At 49.7% G+C, this 18,494-nt stretch carries 16 protein-coding genes and 1 tRNA gene; 6 read left to right on the top strand and 11 right to left on the bottom strand.

All coding sequences use genetic code 11. The features are described 5' to 3' along the window. The first annotated feature begins 54 nt into the window (after positions 1-54). From SBG_RS13540 to SBG_RS13550, 3 genes are all read left to right on the top strand, one after another. Entirely contained in the window at positions 55-1,284 is a 1,230-nt protein-coding gene (locus SBG_RS13540) for an amino acid permease (protein WP_000036831.1), read from the top strand. A 642-nt stretch (positions 1,285-1,926) separates the two neighbouring features. Further along, a complete protein-coding gene (locus SBG_RS13545; protein ID WP_000498544.1) occupies positions 1,927-2,715 on the top strand; it encodes a winged helix-turn-helix domain-containing protein in 789 nt (262 codons plus the stop codon). After that, positions 2,708-3,190: a hypothetical protein gene (locus tag SBG_RS13550; protein WP_000039410.1), complete on the top strand. Its 483-nt coding sequence runs from the start codon at positions 2,708-2,710 to the stop codon at positions 3,188-3,190. Before SBG_RS13545 ends, SBG_RS13550 begins: the two co-directional genes overlap by 8 nt. 94 nt (positions 3,191-3,284) lie before the next feature. On the opposite strand, the gene misL is transcribed toward SBG_RS13550, so the two are convergent. From misL to actS, 4 genes are all read right to left on the bottom strand, one after another. Next, positions 3,285-6,128, bottom strand: coding sequence for an intestinal colonization autotransporter adhesin MisL (misL, locus tag SBG_RS13555; RefSeq protein ID WP_001143354.1), 2,844 nt, complete (start codon positions 6,126-6,128; stop codon positions 3,285-3,287). Between the two features lie 74 nt (positions 6,129-6,202). Beyond that, entirely contained in the window at positions 6,203-6,820 is a 618-nt protein-coding gene (locus SBG_RS13560; RefSeq protein ID WP_000621106.1) for a helix-turn-helix transcriptional regulator, read from the bottom strand. Positions 6,821-7,969: 1,149 nt separating this feature from the next. Then, positions 7,970-8,043 (bottom strand) — tRNA-Gly (locus SBG_RS13565). Positions 8,044-8,122: 79 nt separating this feature from the next. Beyond that, on the bottom strand, positions 8,123-8,875 hold the full coding sequence (gene actS, locus SBG_RS13570; protein ID WP_001272561.1) for an amidase activator ActS: 753 nt from the start codon (positions 8,873-8,875) through the stop codon (positions 8,123-8,125). A gap of 269 nt (positions 8,876-9,144) precedes the next feature. Here actS and idi point away from each other — a divergent pair, with 269 nt between their 5' ends. Continuing rightward, positions 9,145-9,690, top strand: a complete 546-nt coding sequence (idi, locus tag SBG_RS13575) for an isopentenyl-diphosphate Delta-isomerase (protein ID WP_000796937.1) — start codon at positions 9,145-9,147, stop codon at positions 9,688-9,690. Between the two features lie 90 nt (positions 9,691-9,780). On the opposite strand, the gene lysS is transcribed toward idi, so the two are convergent. The 5 genes from lysS to xerD form a co-directional block, all read right to left on the bottom strand. Further along, positions 9,781-11,298, bottom strand: coding sequence for a lysine--tRNA ligase (gene lysS, locus SBG_RS13580; protein ID WP_000003335.1), 1,518 nt, complete (start codon positions 11,296-11,298; stop codon positions 9,781-9,783). Positions 11,299-11,307: 9 nt separating this feature from the next. Then, positions 11,308-12,406, bottom strand: a protein-coding gene (gene prfB / locus SBG_RS13585) for a peptide chain release factor 2 (RefSeq protein ID WP_138993403.1) whose coding sequence is annotated in 2 segments (ribosomal slippage) — positions 11,308-12,330 and positions 12,332-12,406 — 1,098 coding nt in all. Because the reading frame shifts where the segments join, the coding sequence is not laid out codon by codon here. Between the two features lie 104 nt (positions 12,407-12,510). Next, positions 12,511-14,244: a single-stranded-DNA-specific exonuclease RecJ gene (gene recJ / locus SBG_RS13590; RefSeq protein ID WP_000813377.1), complete on the bottom strand. Its 1,734-nt coding sequence runs from the start codon at positions 14,242-14,244 to the stop codon at positions 12,511-12,513. 5 nt (positions 14,245-14,249) lie between these two features. Then, positions 14,250-14,963, bottom strand: a complete 714-nt coding sequence (gene dsbC, locus SBG_RS13595) for a bifunctional protein-disulfide isomerase/oxidoreductase DsbC (protein ID WP_000745612.1) — start codon at positions 14,961-14,963, stop codon at positions 14,250-14,252. A gap of 23 nt (positions 14,964-14,986) precedes the next feature. Beyond that, positions 14,987-15,883, bottom strand: a complete 897-nt coding sequence (gene xerD / locus SBG_RS13600; protein ID WP_000806655.1) for a site-specific tyrosine recombinase XerD — start codon at positions 15,881-15,883, stop codon at positions 14,987-14,989. A gap of 112 nt (positions 15,884-15,995) precedes the next feature. Between xerD and fldB the strand changes: the two genes are divergently transcribed. Continuing rightward, a complete protein-coding gene (gene fldB, locus SBG_RS13605; protein WP_001055887.1) occupies positions 15,996-16,517 on the top strand; it encodes a flavodoxin FldB in 522 nt (173 codons plus the stop codon). A 51-nt stretch (positions 16,518-16,568) separates the two neighbouring features. Here the strand turns inward: fldB and SBG_RS13610 are convergent, their stop codons facing one another. After that, positions 16,569-16,982 (bottom strand): protein YgfX, encoded by a 414-nt coding sequence (locus tag SBG_RS13610; RefSeq protein WP_000244759.1) that lies wholly within the window; start codon positions 16,980-16,982, stop codon positions 16,569-16,571. Continuing rightward, entirely contained in the window at positions 16,963-17,229 is a 267-nt protein-coding gene (gene sdhE / locus SBG_RS13615; protein WP_000351186.1) for an FAD assembly factor SdhE, read from the bottom strand. Before sdhE ends, SBG_RS13610 begins: the two co-directional genes overlap by 20 nt. 246 nt (positions 17,230-17,475) lie before the next feature. On the opposite strand from sdhE, the gene ygfZ reads away from it, so the two are divergent. After that, the gene (gene ygfZ / locus SBG_RS13625) at positions 17,476-18,456 is read left to right on the top strand and encodes a tRNA-modifying protein YgfZ (protein ID WP_000896119.1); all 981 of its coding nucleotides are present in this window, start codon (positions 17,476-17,478) and stop codon (positions 18,454-18,456) included. The last annotated feature ends 38 nt before the right edge of the window (positions 18,457-18,494 follow it).

Genomic DNA, 18,494 nt, shown 5'->3' on the forward strand with positions numbered 1-18,494 from the left:
TTTATGATAAATTGCGCTTCTTTTTGTGTGTTTTATAGTTGATATATTCAAATAATGTCTAAAATTTGGTCAAAAGATGAGACTCTCTGGAGTTTTGCATTATACGGAACGGCCGTAGGCGCAGGCACCCTTTTCCTTCCCATTCAGTTAGGGTCGGCAGGCGCAATCGTGCTGTTTATTACCGCGCTGGTCGCCTGGCCTTTAACCTATTGGCCGCATAAGGCGTTGTGTCAATTTATTCTTTCCTCAAAAACCTCTGCGGGTGAAGGAATAACCGGCGCAGTTACCCATTATTATGGTAAAAAAATCGGTAGCATTATTACCGCACTTTATTTTATTGCGTTCTTTGTCGTGGTATTAATTTATGCGGTGGCTATTACTAATTCCCTGACAGAGCAATTAGCGAAGCATATTCAGATAGATATTCGCATCCGGATGTTAGTAAGTTTCGGCGTAGTACTTATCCTGAATATGATTTTTTTAATGGGAAGACATGCCACGATTCGCGTAATGGGCTTTTTAGTCTTTCCGCTTATCGCTTACTTCTTGTTCCTTTCGCTCTACTTAACCGGAAGCTGGCAGCCCTCGTTACTGACCGGGCAAATGTCTTTTGATAGTCACACGTTACACCAGATATGGATTTCTATTCCGGTAATGGTTTTTGCTTTTAGCCATACGCCCATTATTTCCACGTTTGCCATCGACAGGCGGGAGAATTTTGGCGAGCAGGCCATGGATAAATGCAAAAAAATTATGAAGATCGCCTACCTGATTATCTGCCTGAGCGTACTGTTTTTTGTCTTTAGCTGTCTGCTCTCCATACCGCCGTCATACATTGAAAACGCGCGTAATGAAGGCGTTACGATCCTTTCGGCCCTCTCGATGATGCCCAATGCGCCTGCATGGCTCTCTCTTTCAGGTATTATCGTTGCGGTGGTAGCCATGTCGAAATCCTTTCTTGGCACCTATTTCGGCGTTATTGAGGGGGCAACCGAGATGGTAAAAACGACCTTACAGCAAGTCGGCGTGAAAAAAAGCCGGGCGTTTAATCGTGCTCTGTCTATCATGCTGGTTTCCGGGATTACATTTATTATTTGCTGTATCAACCCAAATGCCATCTCCATGATCTATGCCATTAGCGGCCCGCTCATTGCGATGATTCTGTTTATTATGCCAACCTTGTCTACGTACCTGATACCGGCATTGAAACCTTACCGTTCTGTGGGAAATTTTATTACGCTAGTGGTCGGTTTACTTTGCGTATCGGTGATGTTTTTCGGCTAAAGCTGGTGATAGCCGGGATAGTACTCCCGGCTATTTAATATAAAAATCCAGTATCTTTACTATCACTTCCGGATCTTCTTCATGCCTGGCTTCATCGCTCTGATGAGCGATGAAGCCAGATGCCTTTTGCATTCCCCCTCAAACACGCTCACAGAATCGATATTCAACGCCTTTCGTGATTGATATTACTGTTCAGGCTGGCTGGAAGGTTTATACCTTGCCTGGCATTAACGCTGGTGGCAGTAGGCTGTGGCTCGGCAATCAGCGTGTAGCAGGCGGCAAGCGTCAATTTATTCATCTGATGGAAATCTGAACGACATCAGAGCGGGGCACACACCGCAAATGTCTTTATCAACGGTACAGATCACAACGTTAACCCGTTGTATAAAAACCGAAGTATTTTTGTAGGGAAACGCCTGATATCTTTTTATAGCCAGAACGCATTCGGTGCCTGTTTACTGCCTGCTATAATGAAAAAAGCGGCGTCGACGCTTGCCAGTCATGCCTTATGCATCTCGCTCTTTTTGTAATGGCTATGTGGCCGATATGCAGGGGCTAATCCATGTACTCTTACACGGTCCCCTGCATCAGACCGGGTGAAACCATACCCGGGGTGCCTATTCAACACCCTCGAACTACGATATGTTTTGGCATGGTAATAATGCGATGTTATGGATAATTAACGATAATATAGAATTTAATCCTGAAATGAATCGCCTGGCGTCATTATCCAGGCCTGATCTTAACGTTATTTTGACAACCCCCGCCAGTCGCTGCTTGCGCCTGTTGTTGGAAAACGCCCCCTCCGTCGTCTCACAACAAACATTCTTTCAAAAAGTGTGGGAAGAAGACGGCATGGTAGTGTCGGCAAATACGCTTTATCAGAATATCTCCATTATTCGCCGCGGATTACGTACCGTTGGTGAAAATGAAGATACGCTGATAATCACGGTTCCGCGTAAAGGCTTTCAGATTGAGCCTGGTGTAAACGTCATCACTATCCGCAAAGACTCCGCGCAGGTAGTAGAAAAAAAGGGTGAGACACGGCCGGGTATATCAGGCTGTTGGTTTAAACATTATATACCTGTGCTTTGGATGACCGGGACATTTGCTGTCGGTATTTTTCTTGGCACGATAAGCTGGCAAACCGTTCCCGATAAGGATTTTTACGATCGATACACGCTGGTTGAAACAACCCAGGGCTGTCATTTTTTCTCCCGAAATGAAGATATCGGGAGTGGTAGCCGTTTTGCCAGCTATAAATCAATGATTCTAAAAACCGGAATGGATTGCCAGAAATACCCATGGGTCTATTTCCCCTCCAGCAGCCGTACCCCGGCGGTTACCGCACTGATTTGCCAGCAACCTTATGAAACGCGCGGCGATACAGGCTGTGTGACGCTTTTTTTCCGCGGGGTGACATATGAGTAAAAAATCACTGCTGTTAATCTGCCTGACGCTACTGTTTCTGGGCACAGGGCTTGGCCATCTTATTCATTTGCGTATGGAACAGAACCGGGACCCAGAGAAATGCACGGCGCCTGTGATTGTGTTTTATAACAACACTCAGGCTAACCTGACGCTGGATTTTATGTATTCGCTAAAAAAACGCACCGGAGTAGTGTCCATCAGCGGAGCATATTACGTCGATAATAAAATGAGCGGAGTGATCCGCCGTGATGTTTCCTATGTATGGAGTGAAAACAAAGACAGCACCCATTTTATATCAACGGATGTCAACAAAGTCACACGTGACGAAACACTGTCCGATGCGGTTATCGAAACCGTTTTACCCGACTTTTACGTCTATCCTGGGAAAAGTATCAGTTACACCATCCTGACTCAGGGCCATCGTGGCTTTATGTTCACTATCGGGAAACGCCCGATATTTTTCTGTACACATTAAGCTGTTTTGTGAGCCGTTCATGAAACATATTAGCCAAATGAAAGCGCTTCCGGGTAAAAGCCGCTGACGAACAGCGGCTCTGCTGTTATCTGAATCAGAAACTGTATTTCACCCCCAGCATTCCTCGGGTATCACTATAACCAGTATCACCCACCTGTTGCGCCACGTTACCCCATACGTTCAGGCGCGGGGTAACTTGTCCTTCAATACCCACTTTCAGTTCTCCAATATTCTTCGTACCACGCATATCGCTGCTGACATCGTCCATCTTCACGCTGGCAGGCTGCGTATTATGGATCCAGTTCGCTTCCACAAATGGCTGAAACTCTCGAGATTTATCGTCATCAATAGCGTTGTGGCCGTTAATATAGGCTTTTACGCCCATGCGGGTTATCAGATTACCGGCGGTATCATCCTTAACGCGGGTGCCATTGGCTTCGCGATGGTCGTCAGCCTGCACGCCCATCCATACCACCTGCGCTTTAGGCTGCAACCAGTAGCTGTTACGCCCACTTTCACCTAACCTGAAGCTGTAACCGGCTTCAACCGAGGCGGTAATGCCTTTGGATTTGTATTTTTCAGTGGCCTGCTCCTGACCCATTACCTTGTTATCAAACCAGTTGTACAGAGCCCAGGTATCCACATAAGCCCCAGACCGATCGATATTGTTAGCATACCAGGTACCATAAAGGCCGACGCTGTAACCGGTGACTTGACCACGGGAATAATAGCCACTCACGGACGACTGCGTATGGTTCTGGCTGTTGGCATATCCGGCCATTGCCCCAATGTGCCAACGATCAAGACCGTTAGTGCTCCACTGCACCAAATCGCCCCCCAGTTGTAGCACATAGCTGTTGATGTGGGTTTTTAGCTGCCCGCTGCCATCTTTGAAGCGAGTATGGGCACCAACGTTACGCATCCACAGGCTGGTGACCTTTTTCTCACCCGTCAACATGTCGGTGTACTGTGTTTCACCCAGACGGTCATGGAGACGCGTCATGAACAGTGTGTTTGCCGCATAGTTATTGGCAAGATAGCTGCCCGCTTCCGGACGAAACTGATGTTCTGTTACCGGCGGGGCGTCAGGTTTTTCCGGGTCAGGGATAACAGGATCCGGAACCACCGGATCAGGGATGACCGGGTCTACTGGATCAGGGATAACAGGGTCAGGAATGACCGGGTCTACTGGATCGGGGATAACAGGATCAGGGATGACCGGGTCTACTGGATCGGGAATAACAGGGTCGACAGGATCGGGCTCAATATAGCTGGTCAGATACCAGTTTTTACCTTTCTGAACCACATTGTAGTCATAGGCGCCGGCAACAATACGGCTGGCTTTTTCGAAAGTGCCGTTGGAATTGCCAGCAACGTTGACAATTTCAATACCTTCAACGGTTTGAGCCCCAGCTCCACCGATGTTATTTATCGCGACAAATGAGTGACCTGAAGTATTGCCGAGAACCTTCAGCCTATCCGTTTCGGAATCATCATCATTGAGCACAGTATTAAAGACCAGCTTACCGCCGTTGCCGACATAATCTTCATTGATGGTGAGCGTTTGCCATGGCTCGCCATCTTCATGGCTGAAGTTAATGGTTGCGCCACTATTCAACGTCAGGTCAGTGAGCGTTGAGCTGCTGGTCATATTCCAGGTCGCATCGCTCATTTGTACAGAGATAACGCCTGTGCCCGCCGTAGCACTGGTGATATACGACGCCCCGTCCCACCGCGAGTTGTCCGTCATATTGAGCTTAACCGTACTGTTCTGCTGCGGTAGCGTACTGGTAGCAGAGGTGGCGCCAGCAGCACGAATGTCACCGTCGATGACGAAACGTCCACCTGAAGATCCGTCAACGATGCCGCCAGTCTCCGTGCTGATAGCGTAACTTTCGCTACTGTTATCACCCACCATAGTAATAGCCGCACCGCCTGCCAGATTAATGGTACCTCGAGAGAGCGCGTATAAACCGGCAGGCGCTTTACTATAGGATGCGGCCTTACTGGCGCTATTAACGCTAATTGCGGCATTATCACCCAAATTAACGGTGGCGTTAGTCGCATATACCGCGTGTGCGCTGGCACCGTTTACCGTAATGGTAGCGTTGTTGCCAAGCTCGGTTCTGGAGGATGACGCGGCGTAAATCCCCGTTGAGGATGTGCCGGAGGTCTCGATGGTCGCATCGTCACCCAGACGAATCAAAGAGCCACTTTGTCCAGTACGCAGCCCCTCCGAACTGTCACCGGTAGTAACAATATGAGCACGATTACCGACGATAATCGTATTTTTGGCACGTGACGCATCCCTCATGGCGTTGGCTGTAATTCCACGTCCCTGGCTACCCGTCGTTTTAATATACAGATCGTCGCCGACGTAAATATTGGCCGATCCGGTCCAACCCTGCCCCAGGGAGTTATATCCGGCGTTAATACCGTCACCATCCTGACCATCCACGTAGATACTGGTATGGTCACCGGTAACAATAAATACCGGGTTATCCGGAGTATTAGCTCCGTGGGTACGGATGCCATCGACGTCTTTACCATTATTCGCGGCATTCACCGATTGCGTCCGAATGGTCAGGTCGTTGCCAAAAATCACGCCCGGACTTCCCGTCACGTTGTTCTGAATAACAGTAATAGTGTGTTCAAATGCCTCTGCGCCCGGCCCATTAAGCGTGAGGCCATTGCCATAAACCGGGATAGTACCGGTGTTCCACTGATAAACGTAGTTGGGCATGGTACTAATTTTGGTGAAACCGGCACTGGCCTGAGCGGGAATAATAGCCTGTAACTCCGGAGGCAACTGGCTGACCAGCCCACTGGATGGCAGACTATCAACATCAACCCAGGCCGCCTGGCTGGAAAATACCATAGAGGCTAACGCGGCTGAGACCGCTATGGCGATGCGTGAGTAATTTTTTGTGGTTGGCATTTTGCCTCCTGCATTCTGGCGTAGAGCGTCCGCCACATCGCAATGATGTGGGAATAATAAAAATGGAAAAATTTCTATAAAATATTTGATATTATTTTATGAATGCTATGTCCTAGCTTATTTTCAAGCCGCAGTTTGTGTACATAGATTTTCTTAATATCAATATTGTCAATTCTGATAATTTGCTGAATACTTATTCCTGCCATAAAATACTTCAGCAATATAAATTCCGTATAGTTAAGTGATCGTCCACGTTTGCTGTTGGCGAGGCGACCGGTAAACAAGCGGTGTATCTTCTGCTGTTGCACTGTATCATCGTCATCAGAATAGATAATCCCTTGTATTTTATTGCTTTTCAAAAGCCAGTAATTAGCCAGTGGTGTCAAACTTCTGTCAGAAATCAGAACGATATGCATGCCGCTGTTAGACAGCCGGTCAATCCATTGTAGATCGGCGAATCGTCGAAGATTTGGGAAAGAAAAATCAACGAAAATAAAGCCTCTGGACAAATAATTTTGATTATCAAGCAAAAGCTTTTCAATAATGCCTTTTTTCAGAAACACATTACCATCTGGCCAGATGGCAAATGCTGCATTATTACAATACTGCACCCGTACTGCGCTGTCAGGAAATAATTGACAGGATAATTCACAGCTAATGCAACGAAGAATTTGTGGTGATTGTCTTATCATCCAAAACGACTCCCGTCGATTTTTCTCTCAATATTTCATTGGTAAATAAATGTGTCAATCCGGCCAGTCCATTAAGTTACAACGGCCAAAAATGGCGAATTATCGTAAGTGTCATAAACTCCTGGACAGCACAATATATAGTTTTAGGAAACCGTGTCAGATCCTGATATCGCAATACGCCACTTCGGATTTACGCTACGCTAATTGAGAATTTTATCCATAATTTACAATCTCAGAAAAAACCTCAAAATAGCACTATTTGCTAAATTCTGAGCACAATAAATAATGCTTTTTAATAACGTCCGTCTGCTTCTTTTGTCCCCCTGGTGGTGATGGAATGAACTATAAATGCAGTTGCTGTTATTCTGTAATGAATTCTTATTATTAAAGTGTTATTTAAGGTTTTTTCATTCATGCCACTGTTATTTAATAACTTATTTAGGGGGGGTAGCATTCCCATCACTGTCTTATACACACGTTTAAGACTATCTTATAGAGACATCTGTAAAATTTAAGAGTAAACAATGTGAATTTTATGAGTGAAAATTGTAGAAAATCTGGAAAGTATACCTCATCAATTCATTGGTCAGAATGACCTCTGATAACGGCAGGCGGAGCAACCGACAGGCTTAACCGTCTGTTCACGGCTACTCTTTTTTTGCTTTATTTAATCATTCATTCGATGGGAATTATTTCCCGGAACACAGTGATCAAAAGCGGTATGAGATAAAGCTCAATAATTTTTAACAGGCGATATTTACGTTACGAAAGCCGTCGTGTGTAAGCTGTAAAATTTATGTGTCAACAAATACGCATAACCTGAACAGCTATTCTCAACCCATGGAGTTACACCTGAAATTTTGTGAAATAAAATGTGATGCTGTCTGGTTACAGTAAGGAGGGACAGATAATGACATGAGTCAGTTATAATGAGGTGCGGATTGACACCACCGCGTTTTATACCTCGTTACCACTGACAATCGGGAAATGAAAATATATTCGCCAGCTAATCCTGTTGAGCCCATGCCTTCTTTTTACAGGCTTCATCCAAAGATGCGGGATAACGACAATGAATGTAAGACAGACACCAGTCAGGTTAAAAGTCTGGTAAGATCAAGGGATCATTAATTTATGTAAACGTCTGGAGAATGGAGCGGGCGAAGGGAATCGAACCCTCGTATAGAGCTTGGGAAGCTCTCGTTCTACCATTGAACTACGCCCGCTTCGGGATGCGTAAAGCATTATAAACCTTACGCTCTGGTTGGCAAGAGACTTACTGACCGACTGGCGATTAATTCACCGTCAGCATTTAGGTTTACTCCCCTGCGGCGGCAAATAACGCAGCGGATCGATAGCCGTCGCCCGGTAGCGGATCTGGAAGTGCAGCCGGACGGATGCGGCATCGGTACTGCCCATCGTAGCGATTTTTTGCCCCGCTTTTACGCTTTGCCCATTATTGACCAACATCGTGTCATTATGTGCATAAGCCGTGATGTAATCTTCATTGTGCTTGATCATGATGAGATTACCGTAGCCACGCAGTTGGTTCCCGACATATACCACTTTACCGGCCCCCGCCGCATAAACAGGCGCTCCACGCGTGCCCGCAATATCAATTCCCTTATTCCCGCCTTCCGCTGTGGAATAAGGTAAAATCACTTTACCGCTGGCAGGCCATACCCAACAACGCTGCCCCACCGGCGGCCAGGAGGATTTCGGCACTGAAGACGACGGCCTGACCGCAGCGGTTTTTGTCGCGGTTTTATTGCTGGTTTTACGTGTTGAACCGCTGCTCTTTGCGCTGCCACGAACTTTAATACGCTGCCCCACCTCAATGGTATAAGGCGGAGAAATACCATTCAGCCGGGCCAGTTCTTTTACACTGGTTCCCGTGGCGCGCGATATACGATATAGCGTATCACCGCGCTTAACGGTATAAACGGAACCGGAATACGTTCCTGAGCCGGAATCACTGGAACATCCCGCCAGCAGCAGCCCTGTGCATAACACTACCGCAATCCCCAGGCTATGTGTGTTCAGGCGTCCTGCGCTCAAAACGTTTCCTCACTCTATTAACAGACGCCTTATGATAACAGCCAAACGCCGTATGCCCAATCCATTGGCGTCTGAAAGGCGCTGCGTGGATGATGATGCCACTGATTTACGATATTCCAGCATAATATCTAATAACAATGCAGTTGCGCTCGCCTGCATCCTGTCAGGGCTTGTTTTGGTAATGCCTTTCTTCCTGTTATGGGCTACGCTGATCGTCTGAGTAGGTGACCCGGTAGGTTACCGGGTCATTTTAATTTTCAGGAGCTTTCATGGCTGAGGAACATGTCATTTTATTGGATGAGCAGGATAAGCCCTCCGGCACTCTGGAAAAGTATGCGGCTCATACCTCCAATACGCCTTTGCATCTGGCTTTTTCCTGCTGGTTATTTAACGAAGAGGGTCAGTTGCTGGTAACCCGACGCTCGCTGAGTAAGAAAGCCTGGCCGGGCGTGTGGACAAATTCAGTGTGCGGCCATCCGCAACAAGGCGAATCCATCGAAGAGGCCATTACCCGCCGTTGTCATTTCGAACTGAGCGTGGAAATTACCGATATTATCTCCGTTTATCCGCACTTTCGCTATCGGGCAACGGACCCAAACGGTATTGTGGAAAATGAAGTCTGTCCGGTATTTGCCGCACGGGCAACCAGCGTGTTACAGGTTAACAGGAAAGAGGTAATGGACTACCAGTGGAGCGAACTTAAAAGCGTATGGAAAAGTCTTCTCGCAACGCCATGGGCGTTTAGCCCGTGGATGGTCATGCAGTCGTCAGACGAAAAGGCACGCGAACTATTACACGCTTACTGCCAGCACTAAATGATAACCTGATAGCGCTACATTGATCTGGTCTGCACGCTAATGGATACCGGATGGCGGCAAATTGCGCCCCATCCGGTAGTTCAGATCTTATTTGACCGGACGCATCGCCGGGAACAGAATAACATCACGAATAGTGTGGCTGTTAGTAAACAACATCACCATACGGTCAATACCAATTCCCAGACCCGCTGTCGGCGGTAAACCGTGTTCCAGCGCCGTCACGTAGTCTTCGTCGTAGAACATGGCCTCGTCGTCGCCTGCCGCTTTTGCATTAACCTGATCCAGGAAACGCTGCGCCTGGTCTTCCGCGTCGTTCAGCTCGCTAAAGCCGTTACCGATTTCACGACCGCCGATAAAGAACTCGAAGCGGTCAGTGATTTCCGGGTTCACATCATTACGACGCGCCAACGGAGACACTTCAGCCGGATATTCGGTAATGAAGGTCGGCTGAATCAAATGCGCTTCAGCGACTTCGTCAAAGATCTCGGTGACGATACGGCCCAGGCCCCAGCTCTTCTCAACGTGAATGCCGATACTTTCCGCAATCGCCTTCGCGGAATCGAAGTTGTCCAGGTCAGCCATGTCCGTTTCCGGGCGATATTTCTTGATCGCTTCACGCATGGTCAGTTTTTCAAACGGCTTGCCGAAGTCAAACACTTCATCGCCGTACGGAACCTGGGTGGTACCCAGAACATCCTGCGCCAGCGTACGGAACAGAGACTCAGTCAGTTCGATCAGGTCTTTATAGTCCGCATACGCCATGTAGAGTTCCATCATGGTGAACTCTGGGTTATGGCGCACAGAAATGCCTTCGTTGCGGAAGTTACGGTTGATTTCGAATACGCGCTCGAAGCCGCCAACGACCAGACGCTTGAGGTACAGTTCCGGCGCGATACGCAGGTACATATCCAGATCCAGCGCATTGTGATGGGTGATAAACGGACGTGCTGACGCGCCGCCCGGGATCACCTGCATCATTGGGGTTTCGACTTCCATAAAGCCACGAGCCACCATGAACTGGCGAATGCCAGCAAGGATCTTAGAACGGGTTTTGAACGTATTACGGGATTCATCATTAGAGATGAGATCCAAATAGCGCTGACGATAGCGTGCTTCCTGATCCTGCAGGCCGTGGAACTTATCCGGCAACGGACGCAACGCTTTGGTCAGCAGGCGCAGCTCGGTGCAGTGAATAGACAGTTCGCCAGTCTTCGTTTTGAACAGCTTGCCTTTCGCGCCGAGGATATCGCCAAGATCCCATTTTTTGAACTGATCGTTGTAAACACCTTCCGGCAGATCGTCGCGCGCCACATACAGTTGAATGCGACCGCCGACATCCTGCAGGGTAACGAAAGAAGCTTTACCCATGATACGGCGGGTCATCATACGCCCCGCGACGGACACTTCAATATTCAGCGCTTCCAGTTCTTCAGCTTCTTTTGCGTCGAATTCAGCGTGCAGCTGGTCTGAGGTACGGTCACGACGGAAATCGTTCGGGAACGGGATACCCTGCTCACGCAGTGCAGCCAGCTTCTCGCGACGTGCCTTCATTTCATTGTTAAGATCGACTACCTCGTCAGCGCCCTGTGCGTTTTGTTCAGACATGTTGATTCCTCATAGCCCTGCTTTCAAACTTGCTTCGATAAATTGATCCAGACTGCCGTCCAGTACTGCCTGTGTATTGCGAGTTTCCACCCCAGTACGCAGGTCTTTAATGCGGGAATCGTCCAGGACATAGGAACGAATCTGGCTTCCCCAGCCGATATCAGACTTGTTGTCTTCCATCGCCTGTTTTTCAGCGTTCTTTTTCTGCATCTCCAGTTCATAAAGCTTCGCTTTCATCTGCTTCATGGCCTGGTCTTTGTTCTTGTGCTGCGAACGGTCGTTCTGGCACTGCGTTACGATACCAGTCGGAATGTGGGTAATACGCACCGCGGATTCTGTACGGTTAACGTGCTGACCACCTGCGCCCGACGCGCGATACACGTCAATGCGCAGATCCGCCGGGTTGATTTCGATATCAATATCGTCGTCCACTTCCGGGTAAACAAACGCCGAGCTAAACGAGGTATGACGGCGACCGCCGGAGTCAAACGGACTTTTACGCACCAGACGATGCACGCCGGTTTCAGTACGCAGCCAACCGTAGGCATATTCGCCAGAGATTTTGATAGTCGCGGACTTAATACCGGCGACTTCACCTTCAGACTCTTCAATAACTTCAGTCTTAAAGCCGCGTGCTTCCGCCCAGCGCAGATACATACGCAGCAGCATGCTGGCCCAGTCCTGCGCCTCAGTACCACCAGATCCAGCTTGAATATCAAGGTAGCAATCGGCGCTATCGTACTCGCCGGAGAACATCCGACGGAATTCCAGCTGCGCCAGTTTCTCTTCCAGCGTATCCAGCTCCGCAACAGCTTCGTTAAACGTCTCTTCATCGTCGGCTTCGACCGCCAACTCCAACAGTCCGGAAACATCGTCCAGCCCCTGAGTCATTTGATCAAGCGTATCGACGATTGCTTCAAGCGATGAACGCTCTTTTCCCAGCGCCTGCGCACGCTCGGGCTCGTTCCAGACATCCGGCTGTTCCAGCTCGGCGTTTACTTCTTCCAGACGCTCTTTCTTAGCATCGTAGTCAAAGATACCCCCTAAGAACGTTGGTGCGTTCCGTGAGGTCCTGAATGCGGTTATTTACCGGGTTAATTTCAAACATGGCCTGATTTCTTTTATTTGACTTGTCAAAATGCGGTTATAAGGGCGAAATATTAGCGGATTTCGCCCCTTAATTACAGCGAAAGTGTTGTTAAATCGCCCGGTTCATAGCGGCCAAATATCATCGATAATAATCTGTAAACTACGGTTGCCGCGAAACTCGTTAATGTCCAGTTTATAAGCCAGTTCCACTTCCCGCACACTGTTATCCGGCCAACAAGTGGTATCGACATTAAAGGCAATACCATCCAGCAACGGACCGCCGCCGATCGGCTCCACCATCACCTTGAGGTGACGCTCGCCCACCAGGCGCTGTTGCAGCAGGCGGAAACGGCCATCAAATAACGGCTCCGGGAACATCTGTCCCCACGGTCCGGCATCCCGCAGTACCTGCGCCACTTCCATAGACATTTCCGCCGCGCTTAAGGGACCATCGGAGATTACCTCGCCTTGCAGCAGTGCGGGATCGAGCCACTCCGTCACCAGCTCACCGAAACGTTGCTGGAACAACTCGAATTTATGCGCTTCCAGCGACAATCCCGCCGCCATTGCATGACCGCCGAATTTGATCATCAGGTCAGGGTAGAGCGTATCCAACCGTTCCAGCGCATCGCGCATATGCAACCCCTGAATAGAACGGCCTGAGCCTTTAAGCGTGCCGTCGCCAGCAGGGGCAAAGGCGATCACCGGACGATGAAAACGCTCTTTAATGCGTGACGCCAGAATCCCCACCACGCCCTGATGCCATTCAGGATGATACATCGCCAGACCGCCAGGCAGCGCATCACAACTGCGCTCAAGCTTTTCGCACAGGACAAGCGCTTCCGCCTGCATCCCCTGTTCAATTTCTTTGCGCGTCTGGTTAAGCGCATCCAGTTCGCTGGCCAGGACCCGCGCTTCGCCGAGGTTATCGCATAAGAGTAATGCTACTCCGACAGACATATCGTCCAGCCTGCCGGCGGCATTCAGACGCGGCCCCAGAGCGAAGCCTAAATCACTGGCGGCGAGCTGTTGCGGATCGCGATTCGATATCTCCAGCAGTGCTTTAATTCCGGGCCGACATTTCCCGGCACGAATACGACTTAACCCTTGCCATGTCAGAATACGGTTGTTGGCATCCAGCGGCACCACGTCCGCTACCGTTCCCAACGCCACTAAATCCAGTAACTCCGCCAGGTTTGGCGGCGCGATACCGCATTCGTCAAACCATCCTTTATCGCGTAAAAATGTCCGTAACGCCAGCATCAGATAAAACGCTACACCGACGCCCGCCAGCGACTTAGAGGGAAACTCGCAGTCGCGTAGATTGGGATTAATAATCGCTTCGGCATCCGGCAACGTGTCGCCAGGGAGATGGTGATCGGTCACAATCACCGGGATTCCCAACGCTTTTGCGTGCGCTACGCCTGCATGGGAGGAAATACCGTTGTCTACCGTGACAATAAGCTGTGCGCCACGCGCCCTGGCCTGATCGACCACTTCCGGGCTTAAACCATAGCCATCTTCAAAGCGATTAGGCACCAGATAACTGATGTTATCACATCCCAGCGCACGCATTCCCAATACGCTTAAGGCAGTACTGGTCGCGCCGTCAGCGTCAAAATCGCCAACAACAATAATGCGAAGCCCTTCACGAAAAGCGTCGTAGAGGATCTCCACCGCGTTATCAATACCGCTAAGCTGCTGCCAGGGCAGCATTCCTTTCACGCTGCGCTCCAGCTCGCGAGCGCTACGTACGCCCCGGCTGGCATATAAACGTCGCAGTAATGGAGGAAGCTCGGCAGGTAGATCCGCCGTCTCATCAGCCTCGCGCCGACGAAGTTGTCTCTGTTGTTTCACGCGTATTATTTACCACTGGTCTGTTTCTGATGTTCATCGAGAAACGCTTTCATCTCTTTCGGTCCCTGATAACCAGGCACCACATAACCATTACTCAATACAATGGCTGGCGTACCGCTCACGCCCAGTTGCACTCCCAACGCATAATGGGCGGCGATGTTCACATCGCAGCTTGCCGGTTTCACGCCCTTACCCGCCATAGCGTCATCAAAGGCTTTGTTTTTGTCTTTGGCGCACCAGATAGCTTTCATATCCTGTTCCGCCTGGCTTTCCAGCCCCTGACGCGGGAAAGCCAAATAACGTACCGTAATCCCCAGGGCGTTATAGTCTTTCATCTCTTCATGTAACTTATGGCAATAACCGCAAGTGATATCAGTAAAAACGGTTATGACATGTTTCTCATCCGGCGCTTTGTAAACGATCATCTCTTTTTCCAGCGCATTAAGCTGCCCCATCAACAGCTTATTCGTCACGTTTAGCGGATGCGCGCCGCTCACGTCATACATCGGCCCCTGAATAATATGTTTGCCGTCATCAGTAACATACAGTACGCCGCTGTTCGTCATGACGGTTTTCATGCCGGCCACCGGCGACGGTTGAATTTCCGTACTTTGAACGCCAAGCTTAGTCAGCGACTGACGGATAGCCGCATCATCCGCATGCGCCATTCCTGAAAACGCCGCCGCCAGTAAAGTGAACATCATAAAACGCTTTTTCATAAACTATCCTTTCCTGTCAGCACTCATGCCCGCGGATGGTGCTGTTGATGAAGTTGACGCAAACGCTCCGTTGCGACATGCGTATAAATTTGTGTCGTCGAAAGATCGCTATGTCCGAGCAGCATTTGTACGACGCGTAAATCAGCGCCGTGATTCAGCAAATGCGTGGCGAAAGCGTGGCGTAAAACGTGCGGCGACAGTTTTTCACTATCAATTTCAGCCAGCGTCGCATAATGTTTAATACGGTGCCAAAAAGTCTGTCGCGTCATCTGCTGCGCACGCTGGCTAGGGAACAATACGTCTATTGAGACGCCATTGAGTAGCCAGGGACGCCCATGCTCCAGATACGTCTCCAGCCAGTACACGGCCTCTTCGCCTAATGGCACCAGGCGCTCTTTATTGCCTTTACCAATAACCCGCACAACGCCCTGCCGCAGACTGATATCACTCATCGTTAACCCCACCAGCTCCGACACGCGCAAACCGGTCGCGTACAGCACTTCCAGCATAGCTTTATCGCGCAACTCTAAAGGCTGATCAATAAGCGGCGCCTGCAAGAGCCGTTCAACCTGCGTTTCGCTAAGATCTTTCGGCAAACGCTGTGGAAGTTTGGGCGAAGCTAACTGCGCGCTCGGGTCGTCCTCACGATACTTTTCACGGTACAGATATTGGAAAAAACGCCGCATAGCGCTTAACAGACGCGCGGAGCTTGTCGCTTTGTATCCACCCTCCACCCGCTCAGCCAACAGCGTTTGTAAATCATCAGCCTGTGCCGTCGCAAGCGATTTTCCGCGATGATGCAACCATTCGACGACCATCGATAAATCGCGACGATACGCGCTTAATGTATTTTCCGCCAGATTTCGTTCCAGCCACAGCGCATCCAGAAACTGTTCAATACGCGCTAAATCCTGTTTCACTCGCGTCCCCTACTTCACGCTGACTTTTGGTGCATTATGCCTCATTGTGCCGTGAATGCAGCGATTCTGTTACACTACTCGCAACGCTATAGCAGAATCGAGATGTAACGTAATGAACATGGGTCTTTTTTATGGTTCCAGCACGTGCTACACCGAGATGGCCGCAGAGAAAATTCGCGATATTCTCGGCCCGGAGCTGGTGACATTACATAACCTCAAGGACGACGCCCCCACCTTAATGGAGCAGTACGATGTACTCATTTTAGGCATCCCGACCTGGGATTTTGGCGAAATTCAGGAGGACTGGGAAGCCGTCTGGAATCAATTAGACGATCTCAATCTGGAAGGCAAAATCGTTGCGCTTTATGGAATGGGCGACCAACTCGGCTACGGTGAGTGGTTCCTGGATGCGCTGGGTATGCTGCATGACAAACTTGCCACCAAAGGTGTTAAATTTGTCGGTTACTGGCCCACGGAAGGCTACGAATTTACCAGCAATAAACCGGTCATCGCCGATGGACAACTGTTTGTCGGTCTGGCGCTGGATGAAACCAACCAGTACGATCTCAGCGATGAGCGTATCCAGGCCTGGTGTGAGCAAATTCTGGGCGAAATGGCCGAACACTACACCTGAAGCTTTATCTGCTGCGTTTACCTCTCGACGGAACCGAATTGCGCTGTTCCGTCAGTGTTGGCCCGATAGTGGTTGTTGCAACATGACACGGCGTAACTCACGCCATTCCGCCTCTTCCATGCTATCCGCCGCCAGCCATAAATGCTGATGACGTCCGGACTCGGCGCGTAAACGCAACACCATCCCGCTGTTCAGTAACCAGGGCGGGCGCAGGAGCACCCAGTCTTCCCCCTGCCAGCGTAAGCGCCCATCCATTAGCAGCTTGATCTCTCCCTGACAGGTATTAATCCGGCGCTGACTACGAACGCAGTCAAACACCACCAGCGACAGTAGCATCATCCACAATGGGGTATAACTCAACGGCCAGGGCATCAATAAAATTACCGCGGCAACCAGCCCATGAATGAGCAATGAGATCCACTGAGCGCGCCATGAGACGCGTAAATCAGATTGCCACAGGACCACGTTCCCGATTCCGTGTCTGAATGAGTCGGACCATCTGTTCCAGCTCAGCGTCAGCCGGTTTACCGTGATTCATCAACCAGTTAAATAAATCCGGGTCATCACTCTGCAACAAACGGACAAAAATACGCTTTTCTTCGTCGCTTAAACTATCGTACTCATGTTCAAAAAACGGCATGATGGAAATATCAAGTTCGCGCATACCGCGACGACATGCCCAGTGAATACGTGCTTTATTGTGAATATCCATGTTCTTCCTGCCTCACGAAAATGAAGTACCCTATTGTAACGTGTTTTTGCCGTTGTTTTACGGGAATATCAGGAATCTGGAGGCCGATCGTGAAATAAAAAGCAAGGAATCAATATGTTCACCCGTTTTGGATACCGCCTCGCAAAACGATCAATCCGCTCTCAATGGGCTATTTAAAGCACTTGCAATGGGCTATGGCTCTTTTACCATTAACCATTATTGTTGCAGCTAACCAGGACATTATTTATGGCTTTTACCTCCTTTCCCCCACGCCATCCTTCAGCGTCATCCCGACTGCCGCTGACGCTGATCGCGCTTGACGACTGGGCGCTGTCGACTATCACCGGCGCAGACAGTGAAAAGTATATTCAGGGCCAGGTCACTGCTGACGTAAGCCTGATGACTGAACAGCAACACCTTCTGGCCGCCCACTGCGATGCTAAAGGTAAGATGTGGAGCACCCTTCGTCTGTTCCGTGAGAGCGAAGGATTTGCCTGGATTGAGCGCCGTAGCGTGCGTGAAGCACAATTAACGGAGCTGAAAAAGTATGCCGTATTTTCCAAAGTGGTTATTGCGCCGGATGACGACCGCGTATTGCTTGGTGTGGCAGGTTTTCAGGCTCGCGCGGCGCTGGCTAATGTGTTTAACATGTTACCTGATCGCGAAAATCAAGTCGTCAGAGACGGCGCTTCCACGCTACTGTGGTTTGAGCATCCGGCGGAGCGATTCCTGCTTGTCACTGATGTCACTACGGTAAACATGCTAACAGAGAAGTTGCACGGCGAAGCCGAACTCAATAACAGTCAGCAGTGGCTGGCATTGGATATTGAAGCAGGCATACCGGTGATCGATGCGGCGAACAGCGGTCAGTTTATCCCCCAGGCGACTAACCTTCAGGCGCTGGGCGGCATCAGCTTTAAGAAAGGGTGTTACACTGGCCAGGAGATGGTGGCGCGGGCAAAATTCCGTGGCGCCAATAAACGTGCGCTTTGGTTACTGGCGGGTAAAGCCAGCCGGGTACCTGAAACGGGAGAAGATCTGGAGTTGCAGATGGGTGAGAACTGGCGTCGTACCGGAACCATTCTGGCAGCGGCGCAGTTGGACGATGGTCAATTGTTAGTTCAGGCAGTCATGAATAACGATTTAGAGGCCGAAAGCGTCTTTCGCGTCCGTGACGATGCAAACACACTGCATATCGTCCCATTGCCTTACTCGCTGGAAGAGTGATAGCGCGGTTAAAAACGCCGGATAACACTGCGTTATCC

The organism is Salmonella bongori NCTC 12419 (genome assembly GCF_000252995.1).
GTDB lineage: Bacteria > Pseudomonadota > Gammaproteobacteria > Enterobacterales > Enterobacteriaceae > Salmonella > Salmonella bongori.